Here is a 20,549-nt window from a genome sequence, read left to right on the forward strand (position 1 = left end):
AGTCATTAAGAAACCCCGTAAGTACCTGCGTTACACAGGCTCTTACGGGGTTTCTTGTGTGCATATGGTTCGTAATACTTACTATACATCAGAGACGGTTACATGAAGTTTATATGAACCTGCGCAGACATTTTAATCCGTCCCAGCTGAATAATACAGTCTTTTCCTCCATCGTCGTCTCTAAATGAATTGATCTTCCCCAGAGCTTATGAACATAAGGTAGTGTGCGTTCCACATATTTCAGATCGAGTTCTGTTCCTTCATACATGTGTTTGATATATAATTCGCCGTTATCTAAGTAATTGCCATCTTGCACAACTAGATAGGGAAACCCACCATTCACACGAGAGTAGACAAGTTGATCTCGTATGTTCTCCCATGCTTTGTCCGTGATTTTCCATTCGACGCCTTTCTTCTCAAATACATATAGATCTAGATCGTTCACTAGATTTTCTGTCATGTAATTGCGAATAAAGGAAGTATCGGAATCTAACTCTCTGACTTCATAGATTTTAGCTCGACCTTTCCCTGCCCCCTCAGCTAAATCCCAGCGTTTCTCAATATCCTCGAATATCTTCAGGCCCAGGTAATACGGGTTCAAGCTGTTCTTTGAAGGTTGAACCACACCTGAATTCAACTTAGCATATTCAATCGTCTCATCCGCAGTCAGGTCAAGCTCTCGTAAGATACGTTGATGCCAGTACGAAGCCCAGCCTTCGTTCATGATCTTCGTCTCCATCTGTGGCCAGAAGTAGAGCATCTCATCTCGGAGCATGGTGAGGATGTCTCGTTGCCATGGTTCAAGATGTGAAGAGAACTCTTGAATGAACCACAGAATGTCCTTCTCAGGCTGTGGAGGGAATGGCGTAACTATGTTCTCGGAGACAGCATCCTGCTTGTGATCAATACCAATATCCCATAAATCCTCGAATCCTGTTTGTTGTGACTTGGTGTGATTAACGGTAGGTTCTGATGTACCAGAATCTTTGTCGTTGTACCGGTTCTGGCGGTAAGAGCGCATTAAGTCTGGATCGACATGTTCTTGAATCGCTAGGACGGCATCAAGGAACTCTTCGACGACTTGACTGCCATATTTCAACTCGTATTGGCTAATTCTCTCGGCTGTGGCTGACATACTCTCAACCATGGCTGGGTTGGTGTTACGAAACCGTGCATTATTCTTGAAGAAATCGCAATGGGCAAGGACATGGGCAACAATTAACTTGTTCTGAATTAAAGAATTTCCATCCAGTAGAAAGGCGTAACAAGGATTAGAGTTGATTACAAGCTCATAGATTTTAGATAGACCGAAATCGTACTGTGTTTTCATTTTGTGAAATGTTTTACCAAAAGACCAGTGTGAGAATCTACTAGGCATGCCGTATGCACCAAATGTATAGATAATCTCTGCAGGGCATATCTCGTATCTCATAGGATAGAAGTCGAGTCCAAATCCAGTGGCAACCTCGGTAATCTCAGCAATAGCACGTTCTAAAGCATGGATATCTTCTTGATGCATGGGAAGTTCTTTCCCCCTTTCTGTGAAGGAGACATTTAGATACGTTCTATGTTTATGAGGCGAAACAAGAAGTTATTCAACGCAACATTTGTGAGAACATAAGAAGTAAAAGTAAGAAGCATGTCTATTGATCGTAATAAGCGATATAATACAAGTAAGTGCTTTTATTTTATGTTGGAGGATATCTAATGACATTAATTAATACGTTAACGAATCAAGAAGAGTTTACTGGATATTATTTGTTGAAGGAATTAGAAGTGAAACAAACCAATGGAACGCCCCCCAAGGATTATTTCGATATCACTCTTGGTGATGCCAGTGGTCAACTCTCGGCGAAATACTGGGATGTGAAACCGATGGAGAAAGAGACATTGTTTGCGATGGATATGGTTAAGATCCAAGGGGTAGCCCATGTATATCGTGAAAGACTGCAAGTGAAGATTAACAAGATTCGGAAAGTAACCGAGGATGATCATGTGTCCATTACGGACTTCATACGTTCAGCACCCGTTCTTCCTGTGGATCTCATGTATGCAATAAAGCAGTCAATAGAGAGCATCACGGATACGAAGATGAGAACTATTGTAGAATATTGTGTTGATAAAGTAGGAGACAAATTAATGCATTATCCTGCTGCGAAGATGCATCATCACGCCTTTTATGCGGGTCTTACGTATCACATCGTACGGATGCTAGAATTAGGTGAGTTCATTTGTAAGCAAAGACCTTTTCTAAATGCGGATTTAATCAAGGCAGGTATTATTCTACATGACATAGCCAAGACAGAAGAAATGACTGCCGAGCTTGGTATCGTCAAAGAATATAGTGTGCAAGGAAAGTTACTTGGTCATATCTCGATGGCTTCGAATTGGATTACAGAAGCTGCTATTCGTAGCGACATCGATCTTCAATCGGAGCTGATTATCTGTTTGCAACATATGGTGTTATCTCATCATAACTTGGGTGAATGGGGAAGCCCCGTTCAACCACAGATGGCTGAAGCTGTAGCACTACATTTCATTGATGCCATGGATGCTAAGCTTCAAATGGTCGAAGATGCACTCGACACAACACCACAGACAGAAGAGTGGACGCCATTTATACGTGGATTGGAGAACAAAGCGATCTATCGTATGAAGTTGTAAAAAGGGAATAATATGATTGTAGTGATGGAACCCACGGATGATGAGTGGGTTTTGTCTTTTAGAAGGAGTTGACTAGCATGTCATTAGAAATAGAGAAGAAATATCTTCTATCTTCATTCCCGGATACACGGGTAGAAGATGGAACGCTTCGAATCATTTCGAAAGTACGAATATATCAAACGTATCTAGCCATGGATACAACGCAGGAATTGCGAGTTCGCAGATTAGAGAATCTGACAACAGAAGAAGTGTCATTTACGCATACTTTTAAGAGTGGCAATGGTCTCGTTCGTGAGGAAATTGAATACGACATCACTCAGGATATCTATGAGCAGGTGGTACAAGCCTTTAACGCGGTACCTCTGACCAAGATTCGTGTTACCGCAGTATGGCATGGTATCGTGGTTGAAATCGATTGTTATGATCAGATTGATCTGATGGTCGTTGAGGTTGAGTTCGAATCCGTGGAGGCTGCTGAGATCTTCGTAGCACCTGATTGGTTCGGTGAAGATATAAGCTCGCAGAAGCAATATAGCAACAAGAAAGTGTGGAGAGAATTACAAGGGAAAGTATAATTGATATCATAAAAATATAGATAAGAGCCGTCCATTATATAGAATGGTTGGCTCTTATCTATTGGTATATTAGTTCAAATTGACAATGTTGAGTTGCTGATTCTGCAAATATTCAATGATGGTAGGTAGAATCTGTAATGTTTCCTTAGATTCATGTAATAGGATAATGGCCCCTGTTGATCTAGTTTGGAAGATATAATCAAGTGTTTTCTGTGACTGTTTATGCCAATCTTCGGGATCGTTGTTCCATAATACCATCTTCATATTGTTCTTAGCGGTTAATTCGGATAGACTAACATCGCGCGAACCATAAGGAGGTCTAAACAGAAGTACAGGTTTGGATATGATGCTCTCAATTAATCGATTATTCCCCTCAAGCTCAAAACGTTGCTTCTCAATGGATAGGTTGGATAGGTTAGCATGCGACATAGAATGATTACCGATAGAGAAATCATAATCATCGACATACTTGACCGATTCAGGGTATTTCTTAACCTGAGTTCCTACAAAAAAGAACGTTCCACCAACATGATACTTTTCCAGAATATTGACGATATCCTTGGTATGAATTGAAGGCCCATCATCAAAGGTAATAGCAACAGATCCGCGTGGAATACTGAAGTTGACGGCTTTGTCCAATGTTACATTAGGTTTCTTGGGAACTTCATTTGAAGATTTGGATGCATTTGTTGTAGGTAAAAGGGCTGTATTTATATCTACACCAGTGGATGATTCGAACGGTTGTAACTCAAAGGTTACATCTCGAGCGGAATTCTGGGGCTGCGTTAATTTGGATTCTGAAGTATTGACTTTGGCGAACACTATCTTACTTATGTATGAATAACTAGGGATAAAGTAGAGAGATAGTATAGTTATGACCAATGTTACAGCGAATACCTTGGGTAGTGATGGATTCCAGTTGCCCTTTCCCCGCGGATAAAATATCTTATCTTCTTTAGACTCATGGTTAGTTCTCACTCCATCAACTTCAAATGCCGTAGCAGATGTAAAGATCATCTGATCGGGATTTTCCATATCTTTTAGCAATGATATCTTTGCTGCATAAGCCTCGGAACATAAAAACATTGTTTTAGTGCTTCGCCCGTGATTATATGCAGTGATATAGCTGTAATGAGAATCTTGTAATGTATTGTAGTAGCTATGTAATGAGAGTCTGAATTTGCTATGTTCAGTGGCTTCAGTTACAGCCGTGATATGCTCTAAAGTATATAAATCTATCTCCCATTGCTGAAGAAAGATCTGTTTAAATGTGAATTTGATTTGAATGAAATTAGTGGTGGGTCCTTTATCACAGGAGAGGAGTTCCAACCATTTCTCGTTAAATGTATAAATGTGATTACCCTCCCTAGTTGTAATGACTTAGTTATAACTATTCAGAAGGGGGGGAGAATGTAAATGACATACGCTCGGTGAAATCGGTGACAGTCTGTAGTAATTGTGCCTTTTCTTCCATCACTTTTTGGAGCTGGCTTGAAATGTGTACATTCTCCACCGCTGAATCTCTAATCATTTCTTCAAGTTCCTTAATCTTCTGCATGTTATCATACTGATGTTTTGTAGATTCTTCGTTCAATCGTGAATACTTACCTTTTTCTTTCTCTAGTTGATACTTCAAATTCTCAATGCCAGTATTTGAGGAACTTTGGTAATCTTTATAATCCTCCAATAGCTGATCATAACTCATTTGTTTGCTAGTTAATTTATCCTCTAATAGTCTAAACTCTTTTTCTTTCTCGAGGATCATGTGTTCCTTCTTATTTAAATCATTCTTCAAACGGTTAATTGTTTCATTAGCATTTAATAGTTGTTCTTCCGTGTCAGTACGTTTGAATTGAGACAATTGCCGGTCGTTCAGTAGGTTCTCCACAGCAACAACCAGATCAAGGGCTGTTTTGTCCTGCTCCAAAAATAAAAAGTCATCGTTCAAAGTATCTGCTTCAGACGCTTTCCAGTCATCTTCAGAACCCTCTATTGAGGACTTGCTCTCATATTCTGATTGAGAGCGAGCAGTTAGAACATTTTTAAACCATCCTCGTGACTTATTATTGGTATACGGCTTGTTAGCCATCATAATCATCTCCTATTGTAACGAATCTATTATATATTATCGGAATATATTGCTTATTAATTTAGTAAAAGATAATAAAAAGTCCTAGACCATTTGGTCTAGGACTCGAAAGTGAATAGGGTAGTATTTAATCACTATAAATTTAGTTTGGATATTTCGGATTTCATCTTATCGGCCGATTGTTGAAATAGTTCTTGTTCAATGCTGTTCAGTGGTAAATCTAACACTTCACGCACACCCGATCGATCTACAATACTAGGTACGCCAAGATATATATCCGAAATGCCATTGAAGTTATCAAGATGTGTAGACACGCTAAGAACTGCGCTTTCATCGAGAAGGATAGCAGACACGATTCGATCGAGAGCCAGTGCAATCGCATAAGATGTTGAACCTTTCGCCTCAATGATCTCATAAGCAGCATTTTTGGTGTTCTCAAATATTTCATCTTGCAGGTCTTTATCAAAGCCAATAGCCGTTCCTGCAATATTTGCAAGACTCCACACAGGTAACTCTGAATCCCCATGTTCACCGATGATATGACTATGGATACTTCTAGGATCAATGCCTTTGCGCGACCCAATGAGATAACGCAACCGAGCACTATCAAGCAGTGTGCCCGATCCGATCACGCGATGAGAATCCCATCCACTGAGTTTCCAGCTTACATATGATAAGATATCAACAGGATTGGTGGCGATCAGAAGAATCCCGTTCTTATTATATTTCGTGATTTGTTGGATCACCTGAGTGAATATAGCGACATTTCGATGAAGAAGATCCATTCGAGTCTCGCCAGGTTTCTGTGATGCTCCTGCCGTGACAATAATAATGTCTGCATCCGCGCAATCTGAATAATCCCCTGCCCACAACTTGACACCACCTACGAAGGGAAGACCATGGTTCATATCAAGTGCTTCACCAAGTGCTTTCTTATGATTCACATCAATTAACACTAATTCTGTCATACGATGTCTTAACAGAAGTGTGTATGCCGTAGTTGTTCCTACCGCACCCGTACCTACAATAACTACTCGACTAGGTTTATAAGTTGGATCTAACATCATGCGTACACTCCTTTGTAGAATTAGATAGCTTGCTATAGTGTACCCTAAATCAAATATAAGAACTCAGCTACGAGTTCTCCATGCTTGCACAGCTCCATCTAATCGTAACATAGCTTCTTCTATCATTTCACGTGGACAACCTACATTCATTCGCATATAACCTTCGCCGTCGGCACCAAATGCAATGCCAGAATTACATGCAATTTTAGCTTCATGAATCATAAAGGCATCCAATTCCTCAGCGTTCATTCCAAGTTCACTGAAATCAATCCATAATAGATAAGTCGCTTCAGGAATCGTTACTTTTAACTCAGGTAGAAGTTTGTCTATATACTCACCAATATAAGTCATATTCCCACGAATATATGCCAGACACGCATCTAGCCATTCTTCCCCGTCATTGTATGCTGCCTCTGTTGCGATCAGCCCAAAGGGTGTGATTGATCCCAATGAATATCGTTGAAGTGTCTCAACAAATGTACTTCGAATATCTGGATTAGGAATGATGATATTAGATGTATGAAGTCCTGCAATATTAAAAGATTTACTAGGTGCTGTGCAAATGATAGATTGGTTCTTAGCCTCATCGGAGAGAAGCGCGTATGGTGTATGTGATCCTTTGTTGAATAGTAGATCTGCATGAATCTCATCAGACACTACCAGAATGTTGTGACGCGCACATAGTTCTGACAAGGGGAGAAGCTCTTCCTTCGTCCAGACACGCCCTACAGGATTATGTGGACTACATAAGATCAATAGCTTCACTCGATCATCGATTTGGGACTCTAACTGATCTAGATCCATGGTATATGTTCCGTTTATTAAACGAAGTGGGTTCTGAATAAGTTCTCTTCCGTGATTCTTAACAACTTGATAAAATGGTGGATAGACAGGTGTCTGAATGATTACTTTATCGTCAGGCTGTGTGAAGGCTTGAACTATCAGACTAAGTGCAGGTACAACACCGGGGGAATATACAATCCAATCTTGTTCAATATCCCATTGATGACGCTTGTTCATCCAGTTCATAATCGCTTGGTAATAAGAGTCACACTGCAGTGTATATCCGAATATGCCATGTGCTAATCTTTCTTGTAGCGCTTCAAGAACAACTGGAGGTGCCAAGAAGTCCATATCGGCTACCCACATAGGTAAAAGGTCTTTTACTCCGAAGATATGTTCCATCCCATCCCATTTCATGGATGAGGTTTCGTTGCGTTGTATTATTTGATCGAAATTCAATGTGTTATCCTCCTAAGATTAAGCTGGTTGTCTAATTAACATTTATTATACTAAATGGAATTGATATATACTAATAGGATGCCATATCAGTAGATTGGTGAAGGAGAGATATATGATGCAGTGGATAGCCATATTAACGATGCTTATAGACCATATTGGATACGTATTTTTCCCGGATCAGCCATTATGGAGAATCGTTGGTAGAATTTCATTTCCTATATATGCGTATGCTCTTGTGCAAGGACATCTTCACACAAGCAATAAGTTTAAATATATAACTCGATTGTTGGGGATTGCCGTGGTGTCACAGATACCTTATCAACTTGCCTTAAATCCACATGGAATGAATATCGTATGGACTTTATGGATAGCCGTTATTGTTCTAAATATGTTTGATAAAGTGACCTCAAAAATGTTAGCTTCAGGTATTATTCTATGCGTGTGTATGATCATGGAGGTAATCCCATTTGATTATGGTTCATACGGACTTTTACTTGTGCTTATCTTCAGATATGCTACTAACCATACGTTGGTAATCGCGCATATGTTACTTAACATGGTGTATTTACTATCGAATCAATGGATATTGCAAACGCTTAGCGTTGTGCCAACGTTAATTATAGTGTATGGGCCAATACTATGGGAACGGTTAGAATCTGCACGTATATCTAAATGGTTATGGAGATCATTCTATCCACTTCATTTATGTGTAATTGCAATTTGGAAATGGGTGTTATGATGGTTGATATTATTCTTGGAGGCTTGTTTGTTGTTGTGTCTATGCTGATATTAATCTGCTCTATCTTTTTAAGAGAAAGATTATTGTCTATGTGCTTTTCGTTATTTAATATTATCTTTTGTACTGGTATTCTAATGATGACTTATTCTCAACTTGTACATGTCGTTTTTAAAGATCAAAAGGAAATGATTAACTTTTCCTTTGATGTTGCCCTACTGGTTTTAATGCCATCTTTGACTTACCTCTTTGAAATGATATTTGGCAGTGGGTATGCATCCTTGATAACCTATTTTCGAAGATTTCAAGTTGGGTATGCGATACTTTGTTTTATTTTTATAGTATCGAAACAATTATCCTCAGCATCATCTATTCAATATTATTATAAGCTTTCCATGCTGATTCTAGGATATACCATGCTCATCCAAATCGTGCTACTTGTTGCAACATTAATGTATTATGTTGCGAAAAGGGATAAGTCTGCTGTCATTCTATGTGTAGGGTTCAGTTGTATTATAGGTACTGTGCTTATGGAATGGATAACTTATTATGAGACAGGAACATATCACTTCTTTGCTTCGAAATGGGGTATCGTGGCATTTATCATTGCTCTTATTATTATGTGTGGGAACAGTTTCGTTCATAAGCATGATCAAGTTGTTCAATATTCCCGTGAATTAGAGATGTTCAGTGATGAACTACAGCGTTGTAAGAAGACGGATACACTTAGCTATGTGGCGGCTTCTGTAGCGGATGAAGTGAGAAATCCATTGCAGGTTAGTAAAGGATTCTTACAATTATTATTCCACAAATATAGACAAAAGCGGGAGCAACAATATTTGGAATTGGCGATTCATGAGCTGGATTTAGCATCGAGTGTTATTACGGACTATCTTACTTTTGGAAAGCCAACATTAGATTGTATTACAGACTTGAACATACGGGATGAAATAACCCATGTCCTATCTATTCTACAACCCATTGCTCATCTTTCCCGTGGTGATATTATGATGAATATTCCAACGCAACTTAAGATTAGAGGTAACGCATCTAAGTTCAAACAAGCGATCTTTAATGTAATTAAGAATAGTATTGAAGCTTGGAGTGAAGATGGAACGGTCAGAATATGGGCGTACCAAGAACATGCAGTGATCTACATACATATTCAAGATAATGGTAAAGGCATGCAACAGGAAGAAATAACAAAATTAGGAGAGCCTTATTTTTCAGGGAATAGAAAGGGCAGTGGACTCGGTTTAATGGTGAGTTTTAAAATTGTCGAAGTGATGTGCGGGAAGATTTATTATAAGAGTCAAAAAGGGGTTGGAACAGAGGCTATCTTAACTTTTCCATCTGCTAAGCCCTTATCTATGAAGTAGGGTTAGATAATTATAATAGTAATGAGAGAGAGTATGTCTATTCTACTTTGAGGTGCGTTTATGAAACGGATAGTTAAAAGTATACCTGTTGTCATGATCACAATTATTATTGTCGTTATTATCATTGTATCGTTAAATAATATATTCGCAGTTACATCTAAAGCACAGAATCATGATGCTGTTTGGATTGATGAATGGCAGTATCAGTGGGATGATAGTGGTCAGATCAACATTACAAATATCAATCAATTAGACGCATTGCACATGTGGACTTGGACGGACTCTCGAGCAAGCATCTCTAATCGTGTGAATTCAAATGATACGTTGTGGATTAGATTCAAAGTCCCAGACCTTGAGAAATCGCCTACAGCATTATTCATGAATAAGTTATATGCGAATACAATTCGTATTTATATAGATGGTGAATTGGCGTATACCGAAGATCGAGACTATATGTATGATATGAATACGATACTATTACCTTTACAGAACTCAACCGCGGACAAGGATATTGTGATGAATCTAAGCGCACATCATAATCGATTAGGGATGGCTAAGGAAGTCATCATTGGAGATTATCAGTCACTTTCAAAGAAATTTTTCACAAAAGACATCACAGATGTTGTATTAGGAAGCACTATTATTTTCATTGGACTGATTATGTTTATTTGTACATTCTTCTTTAGAACAACGCAATTAGCACACTGGGTATCATTAAATGCAGTTCTGCTCTCGATAGGTACAATTATGATGACATACTCTCCCTATTTATATACACACTTTGGTGATTATGGGGAGTTATATATCATTCTTTTTGATGTGGCTTTATTTATTTTCTTACCAGGTCTAGTCTATATATTCGAATCGATGTTAGATGTCGGCTTCGGAGGGTCTATTCGTATACTGCGTAAGTTCCAAGTACTGTACTCTATATTTTGTTGTTCACTCCTGCTAATAAATCTACTGCTAGATAATAAGATATTCTCAGTGTATTATTTCTGCACCGTCACTATTCTAGGTGTGATTATTATTATTGAAGCTATACTGTTGATTGCACATGCTGTAGTGTATGCCTTTCGTGGGGATAAAGATGCCATCATTATCTCCATTGGTTTTGCCATGTTTGCCCTACTCGTCATCATAGAAATGGTATGGTTCTATTTACAAGAAACGAACTATGAATTGGTGTTGTGGAAATGGGGATTATTACTGTTCCTAACATCTCTTATCGTCGTTCTGGGTAGGAAGCTTGCAACCAACCACCGACAAGTCATTGAATACGCGATGGAGCTAGAAAGGTTCAATAATGAATTACAACGTTCTGAGAAGATGGATATTATTAGTGAATTAGCAGCATCTGTCGCGCATGAAGTAAGGAATCCGCTTCAGGTTACTAGAGGATTCATTCAACTGTTGGAAGAGAAATCTCAGGATAAGGAAAAGGAATATCTGAGGCTTGCGCTTGATGAACTAGATCGGGCTTCGAATATTATTACGGATTTCTTAACATTTGCTAAACCGGGTAACGATCATGATAGCTTGATCGATATATGGGTAGAATTCAAACATATTGAGGGTATCTTATTACCGTTAGCTAATTACCAAGGTGGACGTGTGCACATAGGCATTCCAGCTGGATTAACTATTCGAGGGAATAATTCTAAATTCAAACAAGCATTCATCAATATGATCAAGAATAGTATTGAAGCATTGGATACGGATGGAATAATTAAGATCTGGGCTTATCGAGAACGCGAACAGGTTGTCATTCATATCTACGATAATGGAGAAGGAATGGAATCCGATGAGATTAAACGATTGGGAGAACCGTATTTCTCGAATAAATCAAGAGGTACGGGTCTTGGTCTGATGGTGACATTTAGAATTATAGAAGCAATGAATGGAACCATTGAGTTCATCAGTCAAAAAGGTGTAGGTACGGAAGTTGTGATTCGGTTCCCGGTAGCTGTTGATGATGCAGCGTCTGAAAAGTGAAGGGTTCACTAATTTATGTTAGAATAATAAAGACATTTTCCGTGAAAAGATACATCTTTTATGTGCGGTAGAGTTAAAGGGGGATCAACGGGTGAGTGATTACGTGCCAGATCGGATGCAAGAAGAATCACCTAAACATAAGAATAGTTTTAATCTGAGAATAAACTTGTTTTTTTTCAGTACATTTCTGATTTTTTGTATCATTATTGTAAGGCTTGCTATATTGCAATTTGTGGAAGGTCCTACACTTAAAGGCGAAGAAACAAGCAGAGATGTGAAGAATGTACCGATTGCGCCTGCACGTGGAAATATTCTAGATGCTACGGGTATTAAGTTGGCATATTCCAAACCAATTCAATCTTTATATATTACATTGCAAAGTAATTATAGTGATAAGCCCGATGGGGCAAAACGTGATAATTATCCGGAAATTGAGAAGGTTGCTAGCGATATTGCAGCAATATTTACGAAGTACGGAGATACAAACGAGGGTAAATTAACGAAAGAAGAAGTATTATCAGCTATGGATCTGAATAATAAACTATATTTCGGTTTTGTTCCTAGACGTATAAAGATGGGACTTACCAATCATGAGATTGCTTATTTCATGGAACATAAAACCGAATTCCCAGGGATAAGTGTCATTGAGGAGAATGAACGACATTATGATCTAGATACCGTTGCTGTTCAAACGATTGGGTATATTAAAGACTTCAAACGATCCAAAACGTTAGATAAATACCAAAATATTAATGAAGAGATGAGGAACGGTAAGCAGACGGACCCTGGTCTTATCTATGGCGAATCTGAGTTTGTTGGATTTGATGGTTTAGAATTGATGTACCAAGATGAACTGCGTGGAAAGAATGGCTATCTAAAGATACCTGTGGATGCACGCAATATGCCTGAAGGGGTGGATGAGATCGTTCCTCCAGAGAAAGGGCATGATGTATGGTCAACGATAAATAAGGAAATTCAAGTGAAAACAGAACAAGCAATTATGGACCAATTGGATTGGTTACATAAGAATCCTGTATCGGGTAAACTGCATCGTGATGCAACGACGGGCTTCGCTGTGGCTATGGAAGTGAAGACAGGGAATATTGTCGCTATGGCAAGTATGCCAGACTACGATACCAATGTATGGAGTTCCGGTAATATTTCTTCCGAAGATTGGTCAGGTAAGGTGGAGTATATCTATCAGAATGGAACCATTCGCTCCTTTAACCCGGGCAAGAAGGGGGCGCATCCCGAATCTGTGGTTCTATTGGGTTCGACGATCAAACCACTGTCTGTGTTAATTGGATTAAAAGAAGGATTCTTCTCGAAAAATTATACGTATTATGATAAAGGTGCAGCTTTTTTCGGTAAAGAAGGGCATCAGGCAAGAGTTCAAAATTCCGGCGGACATGTATATGGTATTATGAATCCTGCAATTGCCATAGAGAAATCATCCAATGCCTTTATGGTGGATATGATTGGTAAACCGCTATATAACAGATATGGTGCGGAATCAATCGATGTGTGGGATCGATACATGAAGGAATTTGGACTTGGTGTTGTAACAGGCAGTGGTCTACCTGGAGAATATCGAGGTTGGCGAGAGTACGTCAATGTGAAACAAGCCGGAAGCTCACAGGCCGCTATGGCTTATGCATCATTTGGTCAAGGAGGGAAATATACAACACTCCAGCTTGCGCAATATACAGCAACACTTGCGAATGAAGGTAAAAGGTTGAAGCCACAACTAGTTAGTAAGATAACGGATAGTAATGGTACTATCATCAAGGAATTTGGTCCGGAAGTGTTAAATGTTGTGGATTTCGATAAATCCTACTGGAAGCTTATTAAGAAAGGTATGAACAGTAGTGTGTCAGCTTTCAATGATTTCCCATACGATTTCGCTCGGAAGACAGGTACTTCGACACAGGATGTTGGTAATAAGTCTGTCGATAACGGTGTGTTTATCGCTTATGCACCAAGAGTAAATCCGGTATTGGCTGTAGCTGTTATGATACCTGAGGGTGGATTTGGATCCAATAGTGCGGCACCAATCGCACGACAGATTTTTGATGCTTATGATGAAGTATACGGTTTAGATGGTACACCTAAACCGAAGAAGAATGTTTCAGTTGATGAGGCGATCCAGTAATAAATAGTTCAATTGACTATATGTGGGGGATCCATATTGAGAGGAGTTAGCCATGAATACAAAGTATAAATTGTTAGCATTGGACATGGATGGTACGCTTCTAAATGATGAACAGCATATTTCATTAGAGACGAAGAAGTGGATTAGATTGGCCATCGAACGGGGAATACATGTATGCATATCTACGGGAAGAGCCTTTAATAGTGCATATCCTTATGCTGAACAATTAGGTCTGAATACGCCTATGGTTACAGTCAATGGCAGTGAGATATGGCGCGCGCCGCATGAACTACATCATCGGTCTCTATTCGATGTCGCACGGATCAAGGAATTACATGAAATTGCGATAGAGATGGACACATGGTTCTGGGCATACTCTGTTGATCAAGTCTATAACAAAGAGCGGTGGGTTCAGGGAGCGCTCGAAGATCATGAATGGCTGAAATTCGGTTATTATACTGAAGATAAAGACGTGCTACATGATATCCTTATGAAATTACAAGATATGAATGGACTTGAGATTACGAATTCTTCACCATCTAATCTTGAGATTAATCCTCAAGGTGTGAATAAAGCAACCGGAATTCTTGAAATATGCAAGTTACTCGATATCGATATGTGTGAGGTTATTGCGGTGGGTGATAGTCTGAACGATTTGGCTGCCATACAACAATGTGGGTTAGGTGTTGCGATGGGAAATGCACAGCAACAAGTCAAGGATGAAGCAGATATGGTTGTAGCTAGTAACAATGATGATGGTATTGTTGAAGTTATCAAAAAAGTTATTTTTCAGGAGTGATAACGATGATCATATTAGGATGGACTTTAATTATTATTTTATTTGGTGTGGGACTTGCAGGGGCGGTCTATCCTATTCTTCCTGGTGCGCTTGCTATATATCTAGCTTTCTTTGTATACGGTTGGTTCATTGGATTCGAATCCTTTGGAGTCATGTTCTGGATTATCCAGACACTGATTGTAGTCACTTTGTTCGTATCTGATTATGTTGTTGGTGCATGGGGAACTGCGAAGCTTGGGGGTTCTCGGGCATCCGTTATATGGAGTACAATTGGTGTGATTATTGGTCCATTTGTAATTCCTGCCTTTGGACTTATTATTGGTCCGTTCTTAGGCGCGTTTATCGGTGAACTTCTTTCAGGTTCAAGTGTGAAAAAGTCTGCAAAGGTCGGTATTGGTTCATTAGTAGGACTATTTAGTAGCATAGTCATGAAGATTATATTGCAAATTGCAATGATTGTCATTTTCTTTATATGGATTAATGTGTATTAATGAACAAATGTAATGATCGTCATAAGAGCTGTGTTTTGGTGAGAAAGTAGGGGGACTTGGTTGGTGAAGAAAGAATCGTTTGTTAAAGGAACACTTATTCTAGCGGCAGCTGCCTTGATCGCACGTGTTCTTGGACTGGCGCAACGTGTTCCGCTGGAACATATGCTTGGTGATGTAGGTAATGCATCCTTTACAATTGCTAACAACATATATTTGATGCTGTTAACTATAGCTACGGCGGGTATACCGAGTACATTAAGTAAAATGGTATCTGAACGTTATGCCCTAGAGAAACCACATGAGGCGCAACGAATCTATCATGCGGCCTTAATATTCTCTGCGGTCATGGGCGTGCTCATGACGATAATCTTGTATGTAAGTGCACCCTATTATGCAGCGAACACACACACACCAGAAGCGACGCTGGCTATTCGTACATTGGCACCTGCGCTATTGTTGTTTCCTACGATTGCAATGATGCGTGGGTACTTCCAAGGACGGAATAACATGATGGCAGGCGGTATATCACAGATTGTTGAGCAAATCGCTAGAGTAGGCACAGCGCTTGTACTAGCCTATATTTTGCTGCAAATGGATTATGACGATAGCCTCATCGCTGCGGGAGCTTCCTTCGGGGGTGTATTTGGGAGTGTCGGCGCCTTTGCCGTTATGCTCTATTTCACTTATAAGTTACGTAAACAAGATCGTGATGTGACTCTTCTGGATACCCAAGGTTCATCATTACCGATGATAAGGATCTATAAAGATATATTTGCATTATCTATTCCAATCGTATTGACTTCGTTAGCTGTTCCTGCGGTGAACTTTATTGATTCGTCTATTATTAAAGACTTGCTAATTGGTCAATCAGGTGATGCCTACGCAACGCAGGTTCTAGCTATTATCGGAAGTCGTGCACAACCCGTAGCGGGCATCCCACCGATTCTAGCTATTGCACTTAGCACTTCTTTGATTCCAATTATATCTGCTGCCTTTGCTCGACGGGATCAATCCTATTTGAAGCAGCAAATTACTTTAGCTATGAGAATTGCTATTCTTACGGGAATGCCACTCGTTATTGCATTATGTGTCGCATCCTATTCTGTAAACGGTCTGTTATTCAGTACGCTAGATGGTAGTGGCATTATCATGTTACTGACATTTGGTACGATATTTCAGATTACGATGATGACATCCAATTCGATATTACTTGGTGTAAGTAAAGCTAAGGTATCAATGATTAACGTCATGATTGGTGTTGTCGTGAAGCTGGTCGGAAGTTATGCCCTAGCTCCATTCCTTGGGATATACGGCATTATCGCAGCGACTGGTCTATGTTTCCTAGTTATCACATTACTCAACCTTAGAGTCCTGAAGGTGATCGTACCATTCACCATTCTAGGTAAACGCTGGGTCAACTTTGTGATTACAATTGCTATTTCTGCTGGGGTTGGATTTGGATTGAATCAGGCAGGAATACAACTGGTACATATCATGCCAGCAAGATTGGCTTTCTTAATCACCTGTCTAGTGGTAGGTATGGCTGTTGTGGTGATATATCTGGTGTTACTTATTGTATTAGGTGTACTACATCACGATGAATTGTCTAGTTATCCAAGAATGTTGCAGCGCGTATTCAGACCTCTTATGCGACTACAGCCTAGACGTATTCGTAATCGATCGAATCATGAATGAAGCTGATCAGCATGCTACGTCAAATTTCTAATGAAGTCATGAGCTAGTGCTGTCTTTTGTAGTGCAGCTCGATGATCGTGACTCATCTCTATTAGAAACGGTCTTGTGGGCTTAGATATATATTGGGTTACATTCTTGTTCTTCAGCCAATCGTATCGAGGGGTAGGGTCGTAAGGCATATCGAACCAGACGTTCTTAAGAATAGGACTGTAAATTCGTTGTCCTTCTGCAAGCCACTCATGCTGTAATAGCTGTGAGCTCTCTGTTGGAGAGTTCATAGCTTTTTGCTGATCCGTGGTAAATAAATTCGGCCAATACTCACTTCGTGAGCCCTGATGCGTCATGTTGGTTGCATATAAGGTGACTTGTCTCAAGATGTCATCATATCCGAATAGAAGTCCATACAATGACTTACCGATGTTGATCCGTTCTGAGATATTCTTGAAATTCTCTAAGACTAACCCGACAAGACCTGAAGGTGTTTGCAGTTGATGCTCTGGCCCACTAAAGGTATCGTTATTCGAATTAAGAGGAAAAATGACTTGATTCACATGCGCTAGGTGATTCATTGTGTAGGCAGTACTTTGGAAGACTTGTTTCTGGAAATAGGGCAGTTGGATCACACGATCTTCTATATAATGCTGTTCATTAATAATTAATCCAACAGCGAGCAGCGCACTATTTCGATCAAGCCAGAAATGATTCCAGAAGGAATGCATGAAATTGGACACATGAAATTGAGGTAGCAGATGAAAGAGGCTGGAACCTATGTGTTTGCTATGCATATAGAGTTGAAGCTGTGGGTAGGCATCTTGAAAGATAAGAGCATTGCAACGCTCCAACATCCGATAGAGGTCATCTCGCAATGAAGGACTGGTAAGATTGGCCATTAAGCCACCCTTCAAGTCGGTCATATTCCAACCACCATTGCGTGATACCATATGGGCGAGTAAAGCCCAATGTAGCTCAGGGTATGACTCGTAGCATTCAAGATACGCTTGGGTACGTGTTATATTACTGCGATTCGCAGCCTTTGTAGCCATCTGGATATCTAGAATGATACGATGATCTAATTCCGTCAAGAAAGGATGCAGTGACTTATCGTTGTGGTTACTGCCATCCTTATAACGATTCAAATCATCCACGGAACGTTCTACTTGCTTGCATATGCTCTGTGCGGTCAATTCATCCCATTCTAATATCCTGCGATTTCGGTGATAAGGTCGGGATAATCGAAAGCTCGCATATTTACCTTTTATATTTTCCGTAACCTGCTTAGGTAGGGTTGTTAATAGTTGTGCAATATGAGTGATGGATTGGGATACCGTATGCTTATCAGACATCAATGAACATCCTTTCTGAGATTAACCTCTATGCTCAGTATGGCTCAAAAATTTGACTTCCACACCCTAGTTTGGTTCACTAATATAGAAAACAGATCTCTTGAAAGGACGGATGTATATGAAAAAGATCACTTCTAAGGAGCAATTTGACGCCTCCATATTATCTCCCAATTTAACGGTAGCTATATTTAAAGCGGATTGGTGCGTTGATTGTAAGTATATTGAGCCGTTTATTGACGAAGTTGAAGAGAAATTCTCGGAACAATTAATGTTAGTACAAGTCGATATAGAACAAGTTGACACTGTGAGTGAGGAACAGAATATCATGGGAATACCAAGTTTCGTTGCATATGCGAATGGGCAAGAACTTGTTCGTTTCGTGAATAAGCAACGGAAATCTCGTGAAGAAATCGAGAAGTTTCTGCAAACAGCAATCGATGTGTACGAAGCGAAATAAGATGTTAGAATACCGCATCACTTCTATGACCAAGTAGAGGTGATGTTTTCGATTTGAAATTATGTTATTAAAGATGTATGTCATAGCTATATTTATCAGGTATAATTAAGAAGAGTAAATAAATAGATCAGCAGGTGAATGATATTGAATACGAAACAATTGAAATGGCTTAGTTATGTAACATTTTTTGTGATGTTTTTTGCTACGTTTGGAGGTACGGTGGTATCTAGAACGGGGTCTGGTCTTGGATGTGGTAATGAATTTCCGTTATGTCATGGTAAGTTCGTACCCGCACATACGGTTGAATCGTTAATTGAGTATTCCCACAGATTGGTAAGTGGACTAGCTGGTTTATTAGCTGTGGCCGTAGTTATTGCTTTTTGGTTATATAATAAACGCCGTGATTTGCGGGTATATGCTGTGATGACATTAATATTCGTACTCGTTCAAGCCATTATGGGCGCACTCACTGTTATCTATGATCAGTCCTCTGCCGTTAAAGCGTTACATTTCGGATTTTCATTGATTGCCTTTGCAAGTGCACTGATGCTTGCTTTAGGTATACGCAGAGAGCATAAATGGAAGAATGAGTATAGCTCGAATCTAACGAATCGGGTAAGTGCACCCTTGCGAAATATGACATGGCTAACGACAGGGTATTGCTATGCTGTTGTATATGTGGGTGCTTACGTGAGTCATTCAGGTTCAGCAGGAGGTTGTTCAGGTTGGCCTTTGTGTAATGGCGAATGGGTTCCAGAGCTATCAGGTGGCGTGGGAATAGCATTTATACATCGTTTAGCAGCATTATTATTATTTATAATGGTGGCAACACTGGCACATTTAGCTTACCATGGCAATCACGGCCTTCGTGAATTACAAATGTTGGGCATCTCTGCTGTAGTGCTATGTCTGATGCAGGTCTTTAGTGGTGCAGGATTGATGTACACGATGGGAAATGATCAACTCTATATATTTGCAGCTTTGCTTCATAATCTGCTCGTATCTTCATTATTTGGTGTATTGTGTTATCTATGCGTTAGAGTGTGGCAATTAAGAAAATAGCTTCATAATAGGTAGAGGGGGTATTACGATGTTAAAGACATTATTTGGAGACATTTCCGTTGAGAATAGTAATCCCCTTGTTAATACAGCTTATTTAACTTTGGACAAGTCAGTCCAATTACTGCAATCAGAGATAACACGATATGAAGATCCAACGCATAATTTGAGAAAAATAGAGATGTGGACACGCGGTCTGATATCTTCCTTAACAGAATTAGAGCAGAGCTACAGTGTCGCTGCCTATTTTAGGACCTTTATACAACCTGGATTTATGGATGAAATGACAGAGGAAGAGCAGATCTCCTATGCGCGATATGTGTATTTCTACAAAAATGGTTTCATACGTATCTTTGCCATCTTGGATAAGTTGGGGACCGTCTTGAATGAAATTTATGATCTGCGTACATCTAAAGTCAAATCACAGTATTCATATTTTACGGTATTGCGCCAATTCACAAGCCAACATAAGCATAGTGCGCTTGGTGTCGTGTTGAGCACGATTAAGGAAGAATATCGTGAACCTCTTAGAAGCTTAAGGAAACGAAGAAATTCGGAGATTCATTATATGAATATGGAAATGCAAGATGATCTGTGGCAAAGACATCACGGGCTACATGATAGGCTTGTATTAGAAGATGTGGATATGCATTTATTGGAATTGAGTCAAGGTCTGGATATGGTATGTCGAACGTTAACTACCGTTTTTGAGTATACGAATAAACAATGGTTGAATAAATCAATTCGGACAAAAGAACGATATCGCTGAGATGTAATTAAATACCTTTTGACAAACTTTCAGAAAG

At 39.5% G+C, this 20,549-nt stretch carries 18 protein-coding genes; 12 read left to right on the forward strand and 6 right to left on the reverse strand.

All coding sequences use genetic code 11. The features are described from left to right. Window positions 1-109: 109 nt before the first annotated feature. Window positions 110-1,519, reverse strand: coding sequence for a SpoVR family protein (locus ACH8E3_RS07225; protein WP_458631943.1), 1,410 nt, complete (start codon window positions 1,517-1,519; stop codon window positions 110-112). A gap of 188 nt (window positions 1,520-1,707) precedes the next feature. Between ACH8E3_RS07225 and ACH8E3_RS07230 the strand changes: the two genes are divergently transcribed. Further along, window positions 1,708-2,664 (forward strand): 3'-5' exoribonuclease YhaM family protein, encoded by a 957-nt coding sequence (locus ACH8E3_RS07230; RefSeq protein ID WP_458631944.1) that lies wholly within the window; start codon window positions 1,708-1,710, stop codon window positions 2,662-2,664. A 77-nt stretch (window positions 2,665-2,741) separates the two neighbouring features. Then, window positions 2,742-3,239, forward strand: coding sequence for a CYTH domain-containing protein (locus ACH8E3_RS07235; protein ID WP_458631945.1), 498 nt, complete (start codon window positions 2,742-2,744; stop codon window positions 3,237-3,239). A gap of 69 nt (window positions 3,240-3,308) precedes the next feature. Here ACH8E3_RS07235 and ACH8E3_RS07240 read toward each other — a convergent pair whose 3' ends face one another. From ACH8E3_RS07240 to ACH8E3_RS07255, 4 genes are all read right to left on the reverse strand, one after another. Beyond that, window positions 3,309-4,325 (reverse strand): polysaccharide deacetylase family protein, encoded by a 1,017-nt coding sequence (locus ACH8E3_RS07240; RefSeq protein ID WP_458631946.1) that lies wholly within the window; start codon window positions 4,323-4,325, stop codon window positions 3,309-3,311. A 304-nt stretch (window positions 4,326-4,629) separates the two neighbouring features. Further along, the gene (locus ACH8E3_RS07245) at window positions 4,630-5,331 is read right to left on the reverse strand and encodes a hypothetical protein (RefSeq protein WP_458631947.1); all 702 of its coding nucleotides are present in this window, start codon (window positions 5,329-5,331) and stop codon (window positions 4,630-4,632) included. A 131-nt stretch (window positions 5,332-5,462) separates the two neighbouring features. Continuing rightward, window positions 5,463-6,395, reverse strand: coding sequence for an L-lactate dehydrogenase (locus tag ACH8E3_RS07250; RefSeq protein ID WP_458631948.1), 933 nt, complete (start codon window positions 6,393-6,395; stop codon window positions 5,463-5,465). Window positions 6,396-6,458: 63 nt separating this feature from the next. After that, entirely contained in the window at window positions 6,459-7,637 is a 1,179-nt protein-coding gene (locus ACH8E3_RS07255; RefSeq protein WP_458631949.1) for a MalY/PatB family protein, read from the reverse strand. A 112-nt stretch (window positions 7,638-7,749) separates the two neighbouring features. Between ACH8E3_RS07255 and ACH8E3_RS07260 the strand changes: the two genes are divergently transcribed. From ACH8E3_RS07260 to ACH8E3_RS07290, 7 genes are all read left to right on the forward strand, one after another. Further along, a complete protein-coding gene (locus ACH8E3_RS07260) occupies window positions 7,750-8,376 on the forward strand; it encodes a TraX family protein (RefSeq protein WP_458631950.1) in 627 nt (208 codons plus the stop codon). After that, a complete protein-coding gene (locus ACH8E3_RS07265; RefSeq protein WP_458631951.1) occupies window positions 8,373-9,752 on the forward strand; it encodes an ATP-binding protein in 1,380 nt (459 codons plus the stop codon). The genes ACH8E3_RS07260 and ACH8E3_RS07265 overlap by 4 nt, the downstream gene beginning before the upstream one ends. A gap of 60 nt (window positions 9,753-9,812) precedes the next feature. Continuing rightward, entirely contained in the window at window positions 9,813-11,747 is a 1,935-nt protein-coding gene (locus ACH8E3_RS07270) for an ATP-binding protein (protein ID WP_458631952.1), read from the forward strand. Window positions 11,748-11,862: 115 nt separating this feature from the next. After that, window positions 11,863-13,899, forward strand: a complete 2,037-nt coding sequence (locus ACH8E3_RS07275; RefSeq protein ID WP_458632002.1) for a peptidoglycan D,D-transpeptidase FtsI family protein — start codon at window positions 11,863-11,865, stop codon at window positions 13,897-13,899. Window positions 13,900-13,951: 52 nt separating this feature from the next. Continuing rightward, window positions 13,952-14,698 (forward strand): HAD family hydrolase, encoded by a 747-nt coding sequence (locus ACH8E3_RS07280; protein ID WP_458631953.1) that lies wholly within the window; start codon window positions 13,952-13,954, stop codon window positions 14,696-14,698. A gap of 5 nt (window positions 14,699-14,703) precedes the next feature. Beyond that, a complete protein-coding gene (locus tag ACH8E3_RS07285; protein WP_458631954.1) occupies window positions 14,704-15,189 on the forward strand; it encodes a DUF456 domain-containing protein in 486 nt (161 codons plus the stop codon). A gap of 60 nt (window positions 15,190-15,249) precedes the next feature. Next, window positions 15,250-16,884, forward strand: coding sequence for a putative polysaccharide biosynthesis protein (locus ACH8E3_RS07290; protein WP_458631955.1), 1,635 nt, complete (start codon window positions 15,250-15,252; stop codon window positions 16,882-16,884). Between the two features lie 14 nt (window positions 16,885-16,898). Here ACH8E3_RS07290 and ACH8E3_RS07295 read toward each other — a convergent pair whose 3' ends face one another. Beyond that, window positions 16,899-18,227, reverse strand: coding sequence for a DUF2515 family protein (locus ACH8E3_RS07295; protein WP_458631956.1), 1,329 nt, complete (start codon window positions 18,225-18,227; stop codon window positions 16,899-16,901). A 118-nt stretch (window positions 18,228-18,345) separates the two neighbouring features. Here ACH8E3_RS07295 and ACH8E3_RS07300 point away from each other — a divergent pair, with 118 nt between their 5' ends. The 3 genes from ACH8E3_RS07300 (at window position 18,346) to ACH8E3_RS07310 (ending at window position 20,512) form a co-directional block, all read left to right on the forward strand. Beyond that, window positions 18,346-18,684, forward strand: a complete 339-nt coding sequence (locus tag ACH8E3_RS07300) for a thioredoxin family protein (protein WP_458631957.1) — start codon at window positions 18,346-18,348, stop codon at window positions 18,682-18,684. 144 nt (window positions 18,685-18,828) lie between these two features. After that, window positions 18,829-19,746 (forward strand): COX15/CtaA family protein, encoded by a 918-nt coding sequence (locus tag ACH8E3_RS07305; RefSeq protein ID WP_458631958.1) that lies wholly within the window; start codon window positions 18,829-18,831, stop codon window positions 19,744-19,746. A gap of 28 nt (window positions 19,747-19,774) precedes the next feature. Beyond that, the gene (locus ACH8E3_RS07310) at window positions 19,775-20,512 is read left to right on the forward strand and encodes a Cthe_2314 family HEPN domain-containing protein (RefSeq protein WP_458631959.1); all 738 of its coding nucleotides are present in this window, start codon (window positions 19,775-19,777) and stop codon (window positions 20,510-20,512) included. Window positions 20,513-20,549 lie beyond the last annotated feature (37 nt).

It is taken from the genome of Paenibacillus sp. CMAA1364, assembly GCF_054373195.1.